We start from the raw sequence: 14,530 nt of genomic DNA, 5'->3' as shown, positions 1-14,530 counted from the left end.
GGGAGAGGCTTAGGCGAAGACCGTACCGTCTGCCACTCCTGCCACGAACGGGTGGCAGGCCCGCACGAATCGGGCCACGGACTCCGGATCACCGGCCGGGTGCGTGTGGAGGTACGACGCGTGCACGCCACCCACCGCGAAACCCTCGGCGACGGGCCGCGAGTCGGCGCCCCGCCAGTGCCACGCGGGCGGGTTCGAGTGCGGTGTGGACAGCTGCGTCCGGTGGAACTCGTGGCCGGTCACGCGGCTGCCGGGCGCGTGCAGCGGTGAGCTCGCGGACGCCACCGCGTCCCGGTAGCCCAGGGTCAGCCTCGGGGTCATGAACCCCTCGGCGTCGAGCACGCCGCACATCGGGTGCCCGTCGAGCGACTTCGCGAGGTACAGCAACCCTCCGCACTCGGCGTGCACGGGCGCGCCCGATCGAGCGAACCGGGCCACCGCCTCGCGCAACGCGGCGTTGTCCGACAGGGCTTCCGCGTGCTGCTCCGGGAACCCGCCCGGCAGGACCAGGCCCGCGGTGCCCTCCGGGAGGGCTTCGTCGTGCAACGGGTCGAGGACCGCCACGGCCGCGCCCGCCGCCTTCAGCACCTCGACGTGCTCGGCGTAGCCGAACGTGAACGCCGCTCCCCCGGCAACAGCGATCACGGGCTCGTCGCGCACGGCCTCCACCTGCGGATCCCACGCGGCGACGGCCATGTCCGGCACCGACCTCGCGAGCCGGCGCACCGCGTCGAGGTCGACGTGCTCGGCCACCGCGGCGGCGATCGCGTCGACCGCGGCCACCGCCTCCGGCCCGTGCTCGGCCGCCGTCACGAGCCCCAGGTGCCGTGAGGGCAGGGAGAACTGCGGGTCGCGCGGCAACACGCCGAGCACGTCGAGCCCGACCTCGTCGCACGCCGACCGCAGCACCTGCTCGTGCCGTTCCGACCCGACCTGGTTGAGGATCACGCCGCCGAGCCGGACCGTGGGGTCGTAGCCGCGGAAGCCGTGCAGCAGAGCGGCGAGCGACCGGCTCTGCCCGCGTGCGTCCACGACGAACAGCACGGGTGCGTTGATCAGCTTGGCGACGTGCGCGGTCGACCCGATGCCCGCGGTGTCGACGCGGCCGTCGAACAGCCCCATCACGCCCTCGACCACGGCGATGTCGCAGCCCTTGGAACCGTGCGCGAACAGCCCCGGGATCCGCTGCTCGCCGACCATGACCGGGTCGAGGTTGCGGCCGGGGCGGTCCGTGGCGAGCGAGTGGTAGCCGGGGTCGATGTAGTCGGGGCCGACCTTGAACGGCGCGACCCGCGAGCCCGCGCGGCGCAGCGCCGCCATGAGGCCGGTGGCGACGGTGGTCTTGCCGCTGCCCGAGGCGGGGGCGGCGACGACCAGCCTGTTCACCACTCGATCCCCCGCTGGCCCTTCTGCCCGGCGTCCATCGGGTGCTTGACCTTGGTCATCTCCACCACGAGGTCGGCCGCGTCGACCAACTTCTGCGGCGCGTACCGCCCGGTGATCACGACGTGCTGGTGGCCGGGCCGGTTCGCCAGCACGTCGACCACCTCGTCCACGTCGATCCAGCCCCAGTGCAGCGGGTACGTGAACTCGTCCAGCACGTAGAGGCCGTGGCGTTCGGAGCCGATGCGGCGGGCGATCTCCGCCCAGCCCTCGCGCGCGGCCGAGGCGTGGTCGTCCTCGGTGCCCTGCTTGCGGGTCCAGGACCAGCCCTCGCCCATCTTGTGCCACTCGACGGCGCCGCCCTCGCCGGTCTCGTCGTGCAGGCGGCCGAGCGCCTTGAACGCCGACTCCTCGCCGACCTTCCACTTGGCGGACTTCACGAACTGGAACACGCCGATGTCCCAGCCCTGGTTCCAGCCGCGCAGCGCCAGGCCGAACGCCGACGTCGACTTCCCCTTCATCTCGCCGGTGTGCAGCATCAGCAACGGACGGTTGCGGCGCTGGCGGGTGGTCAGGCCGTCCTTCGGGACCTCGGTTGGTTGTCCTTGGGGCATCGCGGTCTCCTTACGCAGCCCGGACGACGCCGGCGAGGTGGTCGGCGGACAGCTGGTCGAGCCGGACGCAGGTGCCCTGCAACGCCTCGGCGACCTTCTGCGCGAGACCGAGGCGGACGTGGCCCTGTTCGCAGTCGACGACCACGACGGCGGTCTGCTCCAGCAGGCCCGCGGCCTTCAGCGCGTCCTTGGTCGGGTCGCCGCCCAGGCCAGACGACGTGGCGCGCCCGTCGGTCAGCAGCACCACCAACGGCCGCTTGCGCGGGTCGCGCAACCGCTCGATCTCCAGGACGCGGTGGGCCTTCAGCAGACCGTCCGCCAACGGCGTGCGGCCGCCGGTGCGCATCTTCTTCAACCGCGTGGCCGCCGCGTCGACCGAAGTCGTGGGAGGCAGGGCGACCTCGGCGCTCTGGCCGCGGAACGTCACCACGCCGACCTTGTCCCGGCGCTGGTAGGCGTCGCGCAGCAACGAGATCACGGCGCCGCTGACGGCCGACATCCGCTTCTGCGCGGCCATCGAGCCGGAGGCGTCGACGACGAACAGGACGAGGTTCGACTCCTTGCCCTCCCGCACGGCCTTGCGCAGGTCGGCGGCGGTGAGCAGCAGGCCGGGGCCGCTGCGGCCGCGCGCGGCCTGGTGCGGTGCGGCGTTCGTGAGCGTGTCGACGAGGTGCAGCCCGCTGCCGTCCACTGTGGATGAACGAACCACCCGTCCGGTGCGCGCACGGGCGCGGGAACGCTTGCCCGGCGCGCCTTCGCCGACTCCGGGCACCTCCAGCAGCCGCGCCTTGAACGCGGGTGCGGGTTCCGGCGCAGGACGGTCCTGGGGCGCGTTGCCGCCGCCCCTCGGGCCGTCCTGCGGTTCGGGCAGCTCGCCGCCACCGGGACCGTCGTCGTCGGGGCCCTCGTCGGGTTCGGAGGCGTGCTCGGCGGCCTGCTTCATCGCGTCCTCGAGCTGCTGCTCCTCGATGCCGGGCTCGTCGAACGGGTCGCGGCGGCGCCGGTGCGGCAGGGCGAGCCGGACGGCCGTCTCGACATCGACCTCCTCGACCTCGGCGGCTCCGCGCCAGGCGGCGTTGGCGGTGGCGGCGCGGGCGACGACGAGGTCCGCGCGCATGCCGTCGACCTCGAAAGCCGCGCAGACGGCGGCGATCCGGCGCAGCTCACCGTCCGGGAGGGACACTCCGGCGAGCCGGGCGCGCGCGTCGGTGATCTGCTGCTTGAGGTGCGCGTCCTCGTCGGCCCACCGGGCGGCGAACGCCACGGGGTCCGCCTCGTAGGCGAGCCGGCGGCGGATGACCTCGGTGCGCACGGCCACGTCCCGCGCCGCCTTCACCGCCACGGTCAGCCCGAACCGGTCGAGCAGCTGCGGCCGCAGCTCGCCCTCCTCCGGGTTCATGGTGCCGACCAGCAGGAACTGCGACGGGTGCGACACCGAGACGCCCTCGCGCTCGACGTGCGCTCGTCCCATCGCGGCGGCGTCGAGCAGCAGGTCGACCAGGTGGTCGTGCAGCAGGTTGACCTCGTCGACGTAGAGCACGCCCCGGTGCGCCGAGGCGAGCAACCCGGGCTGGAACGCCCGCCTGCCCTCGGTCAGCGCCTTCTCCAGGTCGAGCGACCCGACGAGCCGGTCCTCGGTGGCGCCGACGGGCAGCTCCACGAGCCGGGCGGGCCGCCGTTCGACACCCTCGTGCGGCGCGTCGGGGCAGTCGGTCGTGCCCGGCACGCAGCCGAAACGGCAGTGCTGGGAGACCTCGAGCTCGGGCAGCAGCGCGGCGAGGGCGCGCACGATGGTCGACTTCGCGGTCCCCTTCTCGCCGCGGACGAGCACACCGCCGATGCCGGGGTGCACCGCGTTCAACAGCAGGGCGAGCCGGAGGTCGTCGTGTCCGACGACAGCCGAAAAGGGGTACATGCAGCGAAGTCCTTCCTCGGGTGTCCACGCCCGCGGCCAGGTGGAAGAGGGGGACGAGTTCCTGACTCCCGGCACGGGCCGGTCACAGTCGCGGGACGGCGCCGGAGTCACACCGGCTTCCTCGCACTCCCCTCACAGCCCCGGCATCGTCGCATTTCCGACCACCGGGTCCAACAGCCAGGTGAGCGACGTCGCTAGATCAGCCCCCGGAACTCGGCCCACGCCGCGCGCACCTCGTCCGCCGTCCACTCCAGCGCGGGCCCGGCCACGGTCACCTCGGTCTTGGCGAGCTGCCCGTCCTGCCAGAACCCGCCGAGGAACTCCCCGCTCAGCTCCTTGAGCCGCGCCGGGTCGCCCGGCAGGTGCAGCGCGAACTGGTGGGTGTGCGGTTCGGGCAGGTCCATGGCGGCGGCCACGACCTTGGCGTGCTCGACGTACGTGCCGAGCCTGGGCAGCACGGTGTCGAGGCCGTGCAGCGCGGACAGCGCCGCCGGCCACTGCTGGAACAGCATGCCGCCGTAGCGGTGCCGCCACACCCGTGCCTGGTCGACGAAGTCCTGGGTGCCGGCCAGGGCCGCGCCGGAGATGCCCTCCAGCGACTTGTAGAACGACACGTAGACCGAGTCGAACAGGCCCGCGATCTCGGGCAGCGGCTTGCCGAGGCCGTACGTGCTCTCCCACAGCCGCGCGCCGTCGAGGTGCACGACCGCGTCCCGTTCCCGCGCGAGGTCCACCCACGACACGAGCTCGTCCCAGGACGGCAGCACGAACCCGGCCTCGCGGTCGGGCACCTCCAGCAGCAGCGTCCCGTACGGTTCGGGGCACGATCCGATGTCCGAGGTGCGCACCTTGATCGGGCGCAGGCCGGACAGCACGGTCAGCGCGTCGTCCTCGTGGTGCAGGGGGTGTGCCTGCGGGTGCATCGCGACGATCGGGTTGTGCGTGCGGTCGGCCCAGCACTTCAGGGCGATCTGCTGCGCCATGGTGCCGGTCGGCACGAACAACGCCGCCTCGGTGCCGAGCAGGTGCGCGACCCGCGTCTCCAGCGTGCCCACCGGGCCGCCGTCGCCGTAGCGGTCGGGGTCGACGTCCGGCACGGGGCCGAGCGCCTCCAGCAACGTCTTCTTGCGGACTCCGGACAGCTGACGGTTCAACACCCCCGCATCAAACCTCAGCCGCGAGCGTCTCCGCGAGCGAAATGACCCCCGCGCGGATCTCGTCCGCCGTCATGCCCTGGGCCAGCAGGAACTCGATGTGCTCGCCCCGGAGGACGGCGATGACCAGCGGCAACGACGCCAGCACGTGGTCGAACAGCGTGCTCGCGAACTCCCCCCGGTCCCCGAAGCGGCGGAACACCGTGCCCTTGCCCACACCGCCCTCCAGGGCCACGTCCTCCCTGGACATCACACCTGGATGCCGCGGGAGCTGATCAACCGGGTGGCGGCGGCCTGGATCGCCACCCGGTTGTCGGCGCGTTCCAACGAACTCTCATGGGCGTGCCGCGCGACTGCCTACGCCACGAAGGCCGTCCTCGAGGACCCGATCGACGTGCCCGACGGCGTGAGCGACCACCAGGCCCTCGCCCTGCTCCTGCAGGGCACCACGGCGGTCGCGGCAGCCAAGGCGGCGCGGATCCCGCCCGGTGACCGGGTGCTGGTCGAGGCGGCGACCGGCGGTGTCGGCAGGATGGTCGTGTTCGGGTACACCAGTGGCGAGCCGTTGGACGTCACGGCGAGCGACATCTTCCGCAACGGCGTCGCGGTCATGGGCCTTCCCCGTGGAACGACCCCTCAGGAGGTGCTGGAGCCGGGCCTCGAACCCGTGCTGGGCGACGTCCACCGGTTCGACGAGATCGCCGAGGCGCGCCGGGCGCTCGAAGCCCGCACCACGCGCGGCAAGCTCATCGCGCGACCGTGACGGACCGGGGCGCGCGGAACGACAGCAGCTGGAGCCATTCCGGATCAGGGCCCGTCAGGTGCAACGACGGCTCGTGCGTGGCCACCGTCCGCACCGTCACGGCGGCCTCCAGCCGCGCCAGCCCGGCGCCGAGGCAGAAGTGCCGGCCGTACCCGAAGGCCAGGTGCCGCGGATCGGTTTCCTTGCCGCTCAACAACAACACGAGCTCCGCACCGGCAGGAACGCGCACACCGGAGAGCACGACCTCACGCGCGGTCAGCCGCCGCCACGTCACCACGGGCGTCTCGGTCCGCAGCACGTCCTCGACGAACGACTCGGCCACGCCGGGCTCCGGCAGCCGGGCCCACAACGCGCGGTCCTGCAACGCGCGCCGCAACGCCGTGGACAGCAGCTGCGTCGTCGTCTCCTGGCCCGCGATCAGCAGGAAGTAGCAGAGGCCGGCGGAGTCCTCCGCGGACACACCGGCGTCGGCCAGCGCGCAGAACAGCTCGCCGTCGCGCGCGTGGTAGCGCTTGACCAGCCACTGGTGGAAGTCACCGACGTCGTCGACCAGCTCCATCTGCCGTTCGCGGGTGACGTCGCCCCAGAATAACTCGAGCGAGCCTGCGCTCCACCGCTTCAGCGTCGGGATGTCGACGTTCTCCAGCCCGAGGAGCTCCATCAGCACGATCGCCGGCAGGTCCCAGGCCAGGTCCCGCACGAGATCCGTGCCACCCAGGCGTTCCGCGACGAGCGCGCGGATGCGAGGCTCCGCAGCGGAGACTCGGGCCGGCGTGAAGAACGACGCCACCAGGCGCCGCAGGCCGGCGTGCGACGACGACCCGTTGTTCGCGAGCGTCGGCGGCAGTGAGAACCGGGCGCGGACCAGGGCCCGCAGCGCCGGGGGCGCGACGGGTGTGACGGCGGTCAGCGCGTTGTCGGGCAGGTAGGTGACCGGATCGGCCAGCACGGCGCGCACGTCGTCGTGGTCCGAGACCACCCACCGACCGCCGACGACCTGCACCGGCGAGGTGAGTTCGGCGCGCGTGAAGGTGAACAGGTCCACGAGCGGCACGCTAGCGGGCGGATGGGAGACTCGGTCGGTGACCGTGAGCACAACTGAGGCGAGTTCCAGCGGCGGTGAGTCGACGTTCGACTGGATCGACGTCCGTTCTGAAGCGCGGGCCAAGGCCGGTCTGACCAGGCGCGTGCGACCGCGCACGGCGGACTCGACGGACCTCGACCTCGCGAGCAACGACTACCTGGGCCTCGCCAAGGACAAGCGGGTCGCGGGCGCCGCGGCCGCCGCCACGCTGAAGTGGGGCGCGGGATCCACGGGATCGCGCCTGGTCACGGGCTCGACGGAGCTGCACGCCGAGCTGGAGTTCGAGCTCGCGAACTTCTGCGGCTCGCAGTCGGCGCTGGTGTTCAGCAGCGGGTACATGGCGAACCTGGGCGCGGTCACGGCGCTGACGGGTCCCGGCACGGCGATCGTCGCGGACCAGCACATCCACGCGTCGCTGATCGACGGCACGCGCCTGTCGAAGGCCGACGTCGTCGTCGCGGACCACTGCGACGTGAGCAAGGTGAAGCACGCGCTGGAGACGCGGGGCAAGCGGCGCGCGATCGTCGTCACGGACTCGGTGTTCAGCGTGGACGGTGACATAGCCCCGCTCAACGAGCTGCACGAGGTCTGCCGGGCGAACGGCTCCGCGCTGGTGGTCGACGACGCGCACGGACTCGGCGTCGTCGGGCCGGGCGGCCGCGGCGCGGTGGCCGAGGCCGGTCTCATCAAGCAGCCGGACGTGATCACCACGCTGACGCTGAGCAAGTCGCTGGGCGCCATGGGCGGTGCCGTCCTCGGCCCGAGCCGGGTGATCAAGCACCTGATCGACACCGCGCGGCCGTTCATCTTCGACACGGGCCTCGCGCCGAGCAGCGCGGCGGCGGCCCTCGCGGCCATCAGGATCCTGCGCGAGGAGCCGGACCGCCCCGAGCGGGCGCTGACCGTGGCGCACGACCTGAGCAACCGCCTCAAGGAGGCCGGGTTCCAGGTCAGCACGCCGACCGCGGCCGTCGTGAGCGTGCGGGCACCGGGTCCCGAGGAAGCGTTCCGGTGGGCCGAGGCCTGCCGCACGAGCGGTGTGGTCGTCGGCTGCTTCCGGCCGCCGTCGGTACCGGACGGGATCAGCAGGCTGCGGCTCACCGCGCGCGCCGATCTGACCGAGGCCGACATCGAGCGCGCGGTGCGCGTGATCAGGGAGAGCGCCGCATCCGCAGGTGTGGGATCCCGTCCTCGATGAACTCGTCGCCCTCGGGCACGAACCCGAACGAGGCGTAGAAGTCGGCGACGTACGTCTGCGCGTCGAGCACCGACGGCGCGCTGCCGATGTCCACGAGTGCGGCCTGCATGAGCCGGCGGCTGTACCCGCGACCGCGGGCCATGCGCGCGGTGACGACGCGGCCGATGCGGAACGTGCCGTCCGGGTCCTCGAGCAACCGCAGGTACGCGAGCGGATCGTGTGATCCCTCGGCCTCCAGCCAGAAGTGCCGGGTGCCCTGTTCCAGGTCGCGGCCGTCCACGTCGGCGTAGATGCAGTTCTGCTCGACGACGAAGACGTCCTGCCGCAGCCGCAGGATCGCGTAGAGCTGGGCGGGGCTCAGGTCGAGCCCCCACTGGCGGCGCAGGGTGGCGGGAAACTGTGTGGTTCGCACGTGACCGTGGATATCAGAAGCCCAGCGTCTGCCGGTAGTTCGCGAGTCGCGTGTACACACCGGGCTCGTCCGCCCGAGCGCAGCCGCGGCCGAACGACACCACGCCCGCGAGCCGTCCGCGGACCACGAGCGGCCCGCCCGAGTCGCCCGTGCAGGCGTCCCGGCCGCCCCGCCCGGCGCACAGCATCGCGCCCGGCCGGTAGTCCGGCTCCTTGAGCAGGCACTCCTGGTCGGACAGGATCGGCACCGTCACCTTGCGCAGCGTCATCGCCGGCGGGGCGTTCTCGGCGGTGCGGCCCCACCCGAGCACCACGCCGTCGGCGCCGGGCTCACCAAGTTCGATCGTCCGGTACGGCACCGGACGCGCGAGCGTGAGCACCGCCACGTCGTCGCCCTTGGTGACCTCGACGTACTCGGGGTGCCGCCACACGCCCGAGACCGCGGCCTCGATGCCCTCCGCCTTGTCGCGCAGGTCCGTGCGACCCGCGACCACGCGCAGTTGCTCGGCGGGGCGCTGGTTCTTGCCGAGCACGCCCTTCAGCGTCACGCAGTGCGCGGCCGTCATGACCTTGTCCGCCGCCACGAGCGCGCCACCGCAGACCAGCTGACCGTCCGTGGTGGTGATCGCCACAACCCACGGGGTGTCCGCCACCCGCGCGGGTGTCCCCCCAACGATCGCATCGGCGGTGGAAGTACCGCTGACCAGCGCGATCACAGCGATCAGCACGGCACACCGCTTACCCCTCACGGACCACTCCTCGTTGCGCCAGGTGGACGATCGGTCACCAACGGTAGCGATCGCGCTAGGGTGGCGTCAAAACCGGAGATTCTTGTGTTAACGTCCCATAAGGCCGAAGATTTTGCGGTCAGTGGTGTAGCTCACGGGGGTATGTACGGTGTTGTTCGACTTCGGCCAGGTTCCGGCCTTCCTCATCGCGTGCGCGGTCGTCATCGTGACCCCCGGCGTGGACGCGTTCCTGCTCCTGCGCACGTCACTGCGGTCGGGCACCCGCGCCGGACTGCTCGCGCTCGGGGGCATCCACTCGGCCGCGGCACTCCAGGTCGCACTGGTGATCTCGGGCCTCGGAGTGGTGCTGGCGCGGTATCCGATGGTGCTCACGGCCCTGCGCTGGATCGGCGCCGCCTACCTGCTCTACCTGGCGATTTCCATCACGCGAGGGCTGATCAGGCGCTCCGGCGGCGAGCCGGAGGAGGTCATGAGCGCGCGCCCGTTCCGGCAGGGCTTCCTGACCAACATCACGAACCCGAAGATGATCCTGTTCTCGCTGGCGTTCCTGCCGCAGTTCATCGGATCGGGTGAACCGGCACCGCAGCTCGCGATGCTCGCCGTCGTGTTCCTCGGGCTGGCGGCGGTGTGGGAGCTGATGATCGTGCTGGCGGCGTCGCGGGTGGCCGGGAAGCTCAAGCGACCCGGTGTGACGACCGCGCTGGACGCGGTGTGCGCGGCCGTCTTCCTCACCATGTCGGTCGGGCTGGTCCTCTGATCACACCCGGTGGAGGTACCACCTCTGCAACTGGTGACCGCCGGAGAAGGCGCCCTTCTCGTACAGGCACAGGGAGGTGCCGGGCGTGAGGTACTTGCCCGTGGCCACGTTGCGGAGCAGGTGACCACCGAACACGTCGGGCCCCTCCACCTGCCACTGCTGTCCGGGGTCGGCTGCCGCGCAGTCCCCCGCCAGGTCGACGAACTCCACCGCCGTCGTTCCCGGCTTCGGGCGCAGGCAGTGCTCGCCCGCCCTGAGCTGGACGAGCCCACCGCCCAGTTCGACCCGCTGGAACGGCGATCCCGGGCACACGCCCATCCCTGCGCCGACGGCGCAGTTGTCGGTCTTCTCGACCGCCCACCACCGGGAGTTCTCCAGGGTGATCGACGCCCCGGTGGTGTCCGGCAGCGGCGTGGTCCGGCCGACCTCGGTCACGACCCACCGCTGGTGGTCGCCGTCCTGCGGCTCCTGCGTGATGAGCTTGAAGAAGTACTCGCCGTACCAGGACGTGTCGACGTAGGTGTACCCCACGGTGTCCAGCTTCAGCTTCGTCGCACCGGACCCGTCCGTGACGAGCTCCCAGCGCTGCAGCCGGTCCGCCTCGTCGCAGACCTTCGTGACGAGCCACTCCCCGGCCGCACACCACCGGTCGGCGACGTTGCGCAGGAAGAACTGCCCGTTCGGCAGACCGACCTTCTCCCAGCGCTGAGGCGCCGCGCCGGTGCAGTCGGCCAGCTCGATCTCGAACGGATCCACCGTGCCGCGCGTCATGCACTGGTCGCGGGCGACGCTCTTGAGCTCGACGATCGGGTTCCCGGCGGGCTCGGCGCTCGCGGGAACGGTGGTCATGGCCCCCAGGGCGAACGCGGCCAGGACGGCGGCGACAACACCCGATGATCTTCCACTCATGCCCCTGCAGGCTACGGAACCACGGCCGATCCCATCGCAGGTTGCACACCGCTCAGATAGGTCGCCACGCGCGTGTAGACGCCGGGCGCGTTCGGACGTGCACAGCCGATGCCCCACGACACGATGCCCACCAACCGGCCGTCGACCACGAACGGTCCGCCTGAGTCGTCGACGCACGCGTCGATGCCGCCGTCGGGATATCCCGCGCAGAACATGGCCTCGGCGTCGTAGCGCGCGTAGGTCGCGGCGCACTGCCCGTCCGCCCAGATCGGGACGTGCGCCTTGTGCAACTGCGGACTCTTGTCCGCGTCGCCCTCCGCCTGCCGTCCCCAGCCGTACACGACGCCCACGGTGCCGGGCATGTACGCGTTCGGCCCGGCCACCGGCAACGACCGGTACGGCATCGGCTCGGCGAGCGCCAGCAGCGCGACGTCCTTGCCGCGTGAGGGGGTCGAGTAGCCGTCGACCAGCTGGTACGACGTGGCGACGGACGTGGAGCCGTCGCCGGTGCGCAGGTCGAGCCGCCCACCGACGACGGTGATCGAGCCGGGCTCGCGGCCGTGGACGCAGTGCGCCGCCGTGACCACCTGCCCCGGGCCGAGGAGCGCGCCGCCGCAGAACTGGGCACCCGACGACGTCGTCAGCGCCACCACCCACGGCGCCTCCCCGGCGCTGTCCACCACGACGCCGCCGACGATCCTGGGCCCTGCGTGAGCCGGGGTCACCGTGATCACGAGGAGAGCCAGAACCGCCGTCAGCAGTCGCATGGGCTCACAGGTACGCGAATGGCTACGGCTCGACAACCGCAGGCGGCGAAGCATCCACGACCGGGTGAAGGTCCTTGGCGTAGCGGGAGATCCGGACGTACACGCCGGGCTTGCCCCGGCGCGCGCAGCCCTCGCCCCACGACGTGACGCCGACGAGCTTGCCGCCGGCCACGACCGGGCCGCCCGAGTCGCCCTGGCAGGTGTCGACCTTGCCCGCGTCGTAGCCCGCGCAGAACATGTCCGCCTTCAGGAAGTGCGGGTAGGTGTCGACGCAGTAGTCGTCGGGCAGCACGGGCACGGTGGCCTGCATGAGGTAGCGGGACGTCCTGCCGTTCTCGGAGGTCCGGCCCCAACCGAGCGCGCGCAGTTCCGTACCGGGCTCGTAGAGCGCCTGGTCGGCCGGCTCGGCGAACGGCAGCGGCGTGTACGACAGCGCCTTGCGCAGCGTCAGCACCGCGACGTCCTCGCCCTGGTCCGCCGAGACGTACTGCCGGTGGATCCAGATGTCGGTGACCGCGGCCACCACCCCGGCCTGGCGGTCCTGCTTGTCCTCGCGGCCGGCGACGACCTGCACGTCCCTGGCCGCGCGGCCGGTCGCGCAGTGGGCCGCGGTCAGCACCTTCTGGGGTGCGACGAGCGTGCCGCCGCAGAACTGGGTGCCGCGGTCGTCGAGGAGGTAGACGACCCACGGATTGGCTTCGATGGAGGCGCGCTCGCCGCCGACGACCTGCTCGTCGGCGGCGGCGACGCCCGTGGAGGACACCAGCAGAGCGGAGAGAACCAACACCAGGAGTCGTCTCATGACTCCAGATGGTAGCTACTCCGCTGAGCCGTTCGGAGCAACCTTGCTCCAGAGCTTGCCCGCCGCGCCCATGACCGACTCGCCGATGTCGTTGATCGTCTTGATCAGCGGGTCGGCGGAGTTGTTCATGGTCTCCCGGTACGACCGGGCCGCGCCCTTGATGTCGTCGGTGAGGTTGCTCGTCGGCCGGTCGTCCTCGCGGCGCGCGTACGTGCCGGTCAGGATCTCGCGGTACTCCTCGCTCGCCGACCAGCGCTGCAGCTCGGCGGCCCGCACCACGACCAGCGGGTGCGTGCGGTGCTCGGTGTGCAGCAGCTTGAGGAGGCTGTCGCGGATGTCCTCGACCTCCTCGTACTCCTTCGCCTGGGCGAGGAACGACGCGATGTCGACGTTGCCGCCCAGGTCGCCGGCCAGCGCGAGGTGCGTGCGCAGCGCGGCCTGCGGGTCCTGGCAGGCCAGCAGGCCGGCCCGGTCGCAGGACAGCTCGGTCTTGCGCTGCCACTCGCGCAGCGCGGCGATGACCGCGCGCATCGCGATGGCACCGGCGGGCACCCACGCGAACGACGTCGTCAGGTCGATGAGCCGGCGCAGCAGCGTGTTGTAGAGCGCGTGGCCAGACATCGCGTGGCCCATCTCGTGACCGATCAGGAAGCGCAGCGACTCGTTGTCGAGCAGGTCGACCGCGCCGGTGCTGATCACGATGAACGGCTTGTCGATGCCGTAGGTGTAGCCGTACGCCTGCGCGTTGCGCTCGACGAAGAGCTCGGGCACCTCGGCGAGGTCGAACGTCGCCGCCACCTCGTTGCGGATGCGGTCGAGCTGCGGGTACTGCTTGGGGCCGACCCGGACGGAGGACGCGACCTGAAGCAGGCGCTCCCCGCGTTCGGTGAAGGCTCCGGCGACCGCCTTGAGGATCGGTGCCACGGCGGGCACCGCCCTCAGCACCGCGAGGGCGCCTCGGTCGGCAGGATGTTCATAGGCGCGCGGGCTGATGCCCGGGAACCGCACCCTCGATGACTGCTCAATATCCCCCGTCACACCATCCAGGTTAGACACGATCCGGACAAGGGTGCACGGAATCGGCTGCGGACCGTTGCAAACTTGCCCGGTGAGCAGCGACGAAGACACCACGGTTCTGCCCCTGCGCGGCGGCGCCTCAGCGACCCTGGTCCGCCGTCGGGCCGCGGCCAACGACCGCGGCGCGATCCTCTACGTGCACGGTTTCGCGGACTACTTCTTCCAGGAGCACGTGGCCGAGCACTACACCGCCCAGGGCTACGACTTCTACGCCGTCGACCTGCGCGGATACGGCCGCTCGCTGCGCGACGGCGAGGTGCCGAACTACACGGCGGACATGGCCGTGTACTTCGAGGAGATCGACGCGGCGATCGCCGTCATCCGCGAGGAGCACTCACGCGTGGTGCTCATGGGGCACTCGACGGGCGGGCTCACGACTTCGTTGTGGGCGCACGAGCGCCGCTCCAGCGACTTGATCGATGCATTGGTGCTCAACAGCCCGTGGCTCGACGTCGTCGAACCGCCGGTCGTGCGTCAGATCGTGAAGGTGCTCGGCAGGCTGGTGCCGAACGTGAAGATCCGCGCGAACCTCGGTGACGCCTACGGGTCGGCGATCCACAACTCGCGCAACGGCGAGTGGGACTTCGACCTGAAGTGGAAGCCGCTGGCCGGTTTCCCGGTGCTGGCGGGCTGGATCCGGGCGGTGCTCATCGCCCAGGAGAAGGTCCACAAGGGACTCGACGTGCGGGTGCCGGTGCTCGTGCTGCACTCCGACAAGAGCATGTTGAACGCCAAGGAGTGGAGCGAGGAGGTGTCCGAAGCGGACGCGGTGCTCGACGTCGAGGGCATGCGGAAGTGGGGTCCGAAGATCGGATCATCGGTCAAGGTCGTGGAGATCAAGGCCGGGATGCACGACCTGTTCCTGTCGCCTGAGCCGGTGCGTGCGGCGGCCCTCGCCGAGGTCGACGAGTTCCTGAAAACGGCTTGACCTCTCTGTAGGTCGAGGT

16 protein-coding genes and 1 riboswitch are annotated in these 14,530 nt (G+C 71.4%); of the genes, 4 read left to right on the top strand and 12 right to left on the bottom strand.

Annotated features, from left to right (window positions below):
- Positions 1–9: 9 nt before the first annotated feature.
- The 5 genes from ND450_RS40600 to ND450_RS40580 all read right to left on the bottom strand — a co-directional run bounded on the left by ND450_RS40600 (position 10) and on the right by ND450_RS40580 (position 5,316).
- Positions 10–1,389 (bottom strand): cobyrinate a,c-diamide synthase, encoded by a 1,380-nt coding sequence (locus ND450_RS40600; protein ID WP_253323345.1) that lies wholly within the window; start codon positions 1,387–1,389, stop codon positions 10–12.
- A complete protein-coding gene (gene cobO / locus ND450_RS40595) occupies positions 1,383–1,997 on the bottom strand; it encodes a cob(I)yrinic acid a,c-diamide adenosyltransferase (RefSeq protein ID WP_253323344.1) in 615 nt (204 codons plus the stop codon). Before cobO ends, ND450_RS40600 begins: the two co-directional genes overlap by 7 nt.
- Positions 1,998–2,007: 10 nt before the next feature.
- Entirely contained in the window at positions 2,008–3,912 is a 1,905-nt protein-coding gene (locus ND450_RS40590) for a putative cobaltochelatase (RefSeq protein WP_253323343.1), read from the bottom strand.
- 34 nt (positions 3,913–3,946) lie between these two features.
- A riboswitch (cobalamin riboswitch) is annotated at positions 3,947–4,078 on the bottom strand.
- Positions 4,079–4,106: 28 nt separating this feature from the next.
- Positions 4,107–5,069: a low specificity L-threonine aldolase gene (locus ND450_RS40585; protein WP_253323342.1), complete on the bottom strand. Its 963-nt coding sequence runs from the start codon at positions 5,067–5,069 to the stop codon at positions 4,107–4,109.
- Positions 5,070–5,076: 7 nt separating this feature from the next.
- Positions 5,077–5,316 carry a hypothetical protein gene (locus ND450_RS40580; protein ID WP_253323341.1) on the bottom strand — a complete coding sequence of 80 codons (240 nt, stop codon included), beginning with the start codon at positions 5,314–5,316 and terminating at the stop codon, positions 5,077–5,079.
- A 9-nt stretch (positions 5,317–5,325) separates the two neighbouring features.
- Between ND450_RS40580 and ND450_RS40575 the strand changes: the two genes are divergently transcribed.
- Positions 5,326–5,829 (top strand): hypothetical protein, encoded by a 504-nt coding sequence (locus tag ND450_RS40575; RefSeq protein ID WP_253323340.1) that lies wholly within the window; start codon positions 5,326–5,328, stop codon positions 5,827–5,829.
- On the opposite strand, the gene ND450_RS40570 is transcribed toward ND450_RS40575, so the two are convergent.
- Positions 5,813–6,874 carry a cytochrome P450 gene (locus ND450_RS40570; protein WP_253323339.1) on the bottom strand — a complete coding sequence of 354 codons (1,062 nt, stop codon included), beginning with the start codon at positions 6,872–6,874 and terminating at the stop codon, positions 5,813–5,815. The two genes, ND450_RS40575 and ND450_RS40570, sit on opposite strands and share 17 nt — an antisense overlap.
- 43 nt (positions 6,875–6,917) lie before the next feature.
- Here ND450_RS40570 and ND450_RS40565 point away from each other — a divergent pair, with 43 nt between their 5' ends.
- Entirely contained in the window at positions 6,918–8,111 is a 1,194-nt protein-coding gene (locus tag ND450_RS40565; RefSeq protein WP_253323338.1) for an 8-amino-7-oxononanoate synthase, read from the top strand.
- Here ND450_RS40565 and ND450_RS40560 read toward each other — a convergent pair.
- Together ND450_RS40560 and ND450_RS40555 are read right to left on the bottom strand one after the other, a co-directional pair.
- A complete protein-coding gene (locus ND450_RS40560; protein ID WP_253323337.1) occupies positions 8,065–8,523 on the bottom strand; it encodes a GNAT family N-acetyltransferase in 459 nt (152 codons plus the stop codon). The two genes, ND450_RS40565 and ND450_RS40560, sit on opposite strands and share 47 nt — an antisense overlap.
- 13 nt (positions 8,524–8,536) lie before the next feature.
- Positions 8,537–9,271, bottom strand: coding sequence for a serine protease (locus tag ND450_RS40555; RefSeq protein ID WP_253323336.1), 735 nt, complete (start codon positions 9,269–9,271; stop codon positions 8,537–8,539).
- A 148-nt stretch (positions 9,272–9,419) separates the two neighbouring features.
- Between ND450_RS40555 and ND450_RS40550 the strand changes: the two genes are divergently transcribed.
- The gene (locus ND450_RS40550) at positions 9,420–10,028 is read left to right on the top strand and encodes a LysE family translocator (protein WP_253323335.1); all 609 of its coding nucleotides are present in this window, start codon (positions 9,420–9,422) and stop codon (positions 10,026–10,028) included.
- On the opposite strand, the gene ND450_RS40545 is transcribed toward ND450_RS40550, so the two are convergent.
- From ND450_RS40545 to ND450_RS40530, 4 genes are read right to left on the bottom strand one after another with little or no spacing between them, the layout of a single operon-like run.
- Positions 10,029–10,937, bottom strand: a complete 909-nt coding sequence (locus ND450_RS40545; RefSeq protein WP_253323334.1) for a hypothetical protein — start codon at positions 10,935–10,937, stop codon at positions 10,029–10,031.
- An 11-nt stretch (positions 10,938–10,948) separates the two neighbouring features.
- On the bottom strand, positions 10,949–11,704 hold the full coding sequence (locus ND450_RS40540; RefSeq protein WP_253323333.1) for a serine protease: 756 nt from the start codon (positions 11,702–11,704) through the stop codon (positions 10,949–10,951).
- Positions 11,705–11,726: 22 nt separating this feature from the next.
- Complete coding sequence (locus ND450_RS40535; RefSeq protein ID WP_253323332.1) at positions 11,727–12,506, bottom strand: trypsin-like serine protease; 780 nt, start codon at positions 12,504–12,506, stop codon at positions 11,727–11,729.
- A gap of 15 nt (positions 12,507–12,521) precedes the next feature.
- Positions 12,522–13,544, bottom strand: a complete 1,023-nt coding sequence (locus ND450_RS40530; RefSeq protein WP_253323331.1) for a M48 family metallopeptidase — start codon at positions 13,542–13,544, stop codon at positions 12,522–12,524.
- A 70-nt stretch (positions 13,545–13,614) separates the two neighbouring features.
- On the opposite strand from ND450_RS40530, the gene ND450_RS40525 reads away from it, so the two are divergent.
- On the top strand, positions 13,615–14,511 hold the full coding sequence (locus ND450_RS40525) for an alpha/beta hydrolase (protein WP_253323330.1): 897 nt from the start codon (positions 13,615–13,617) through the stop codon (positions 14,509–14,511).
- The last annotated feature ends 19 nt before the right edge of the window (positions 14,512–14,530 follow it).

This window comes from Lentzea sp. HUAS12 (assembly GCF_024125735.1).
Classification (GTDB): Bacteria; Actinomycetota; Actinomycetes; order Mycobacteriales; family Pseudonocardiaceae; genus Lentzea; species Lentzea albida.
The sequence above is the reverse complement of the archived record's forward strand: the minus strand, read 5'-3'. Positions and strand labels throughout refer to the sequence as shown.

Bases quoted from the DNA above. Each gene is read 5' to 3' on its own strand.
- cobO (WP_253323344.1), bottom strand. From the start codon at position 1,997: ATGCCCCAAGGACAACCAACCGAGGTCCCGAAGGACGGCCTGACCACC.
- ND450_RS40590 (WP_253323343.1), bottom strand. From the start codon at position 3,912: ATGTACCCCTTTTCGGCTGTCGTCGGACACGACGACCTCCGGCTCGCC.
- ND450_RS40580 (WP_253323341.1), bottom strand. From the start codon at position 5,316: ATGTCCAGGGAGGACGTGGCCCTGGAGGGCGGTGTGGGCAAGGGCACG.
- ND450_RS40575 (WP_253323340.1), top strand. From the start codon at position 5,326: ATGCCGCGGGAGCTGATCAACCGGGTGGCGGCGGCCTGGATCGCCACC.
- ND450_RS40545 (WP_253323334.1), bottom strand. From the start codon at position 10,937: ATGAGTGGAAGATCATCGGGTGTTGTCGCCGCCGTCCTGGCCGCGTTC.
- ND450_RS40540 (WP_253323333.1), bottom strand. From the start codon at position 11,704: ATGCGACTGCTGACGGCGGTTCTGGCTCTCCTCGTGATCACGGTGACC.
- ND450_RS40535 (WP_253323332.1), bottom strand. From the start codon at position 12,506: ATGAGACGACTCCTGGTGTTGGTTCTCTCCGCTCTGCTGGTGTCCTCC.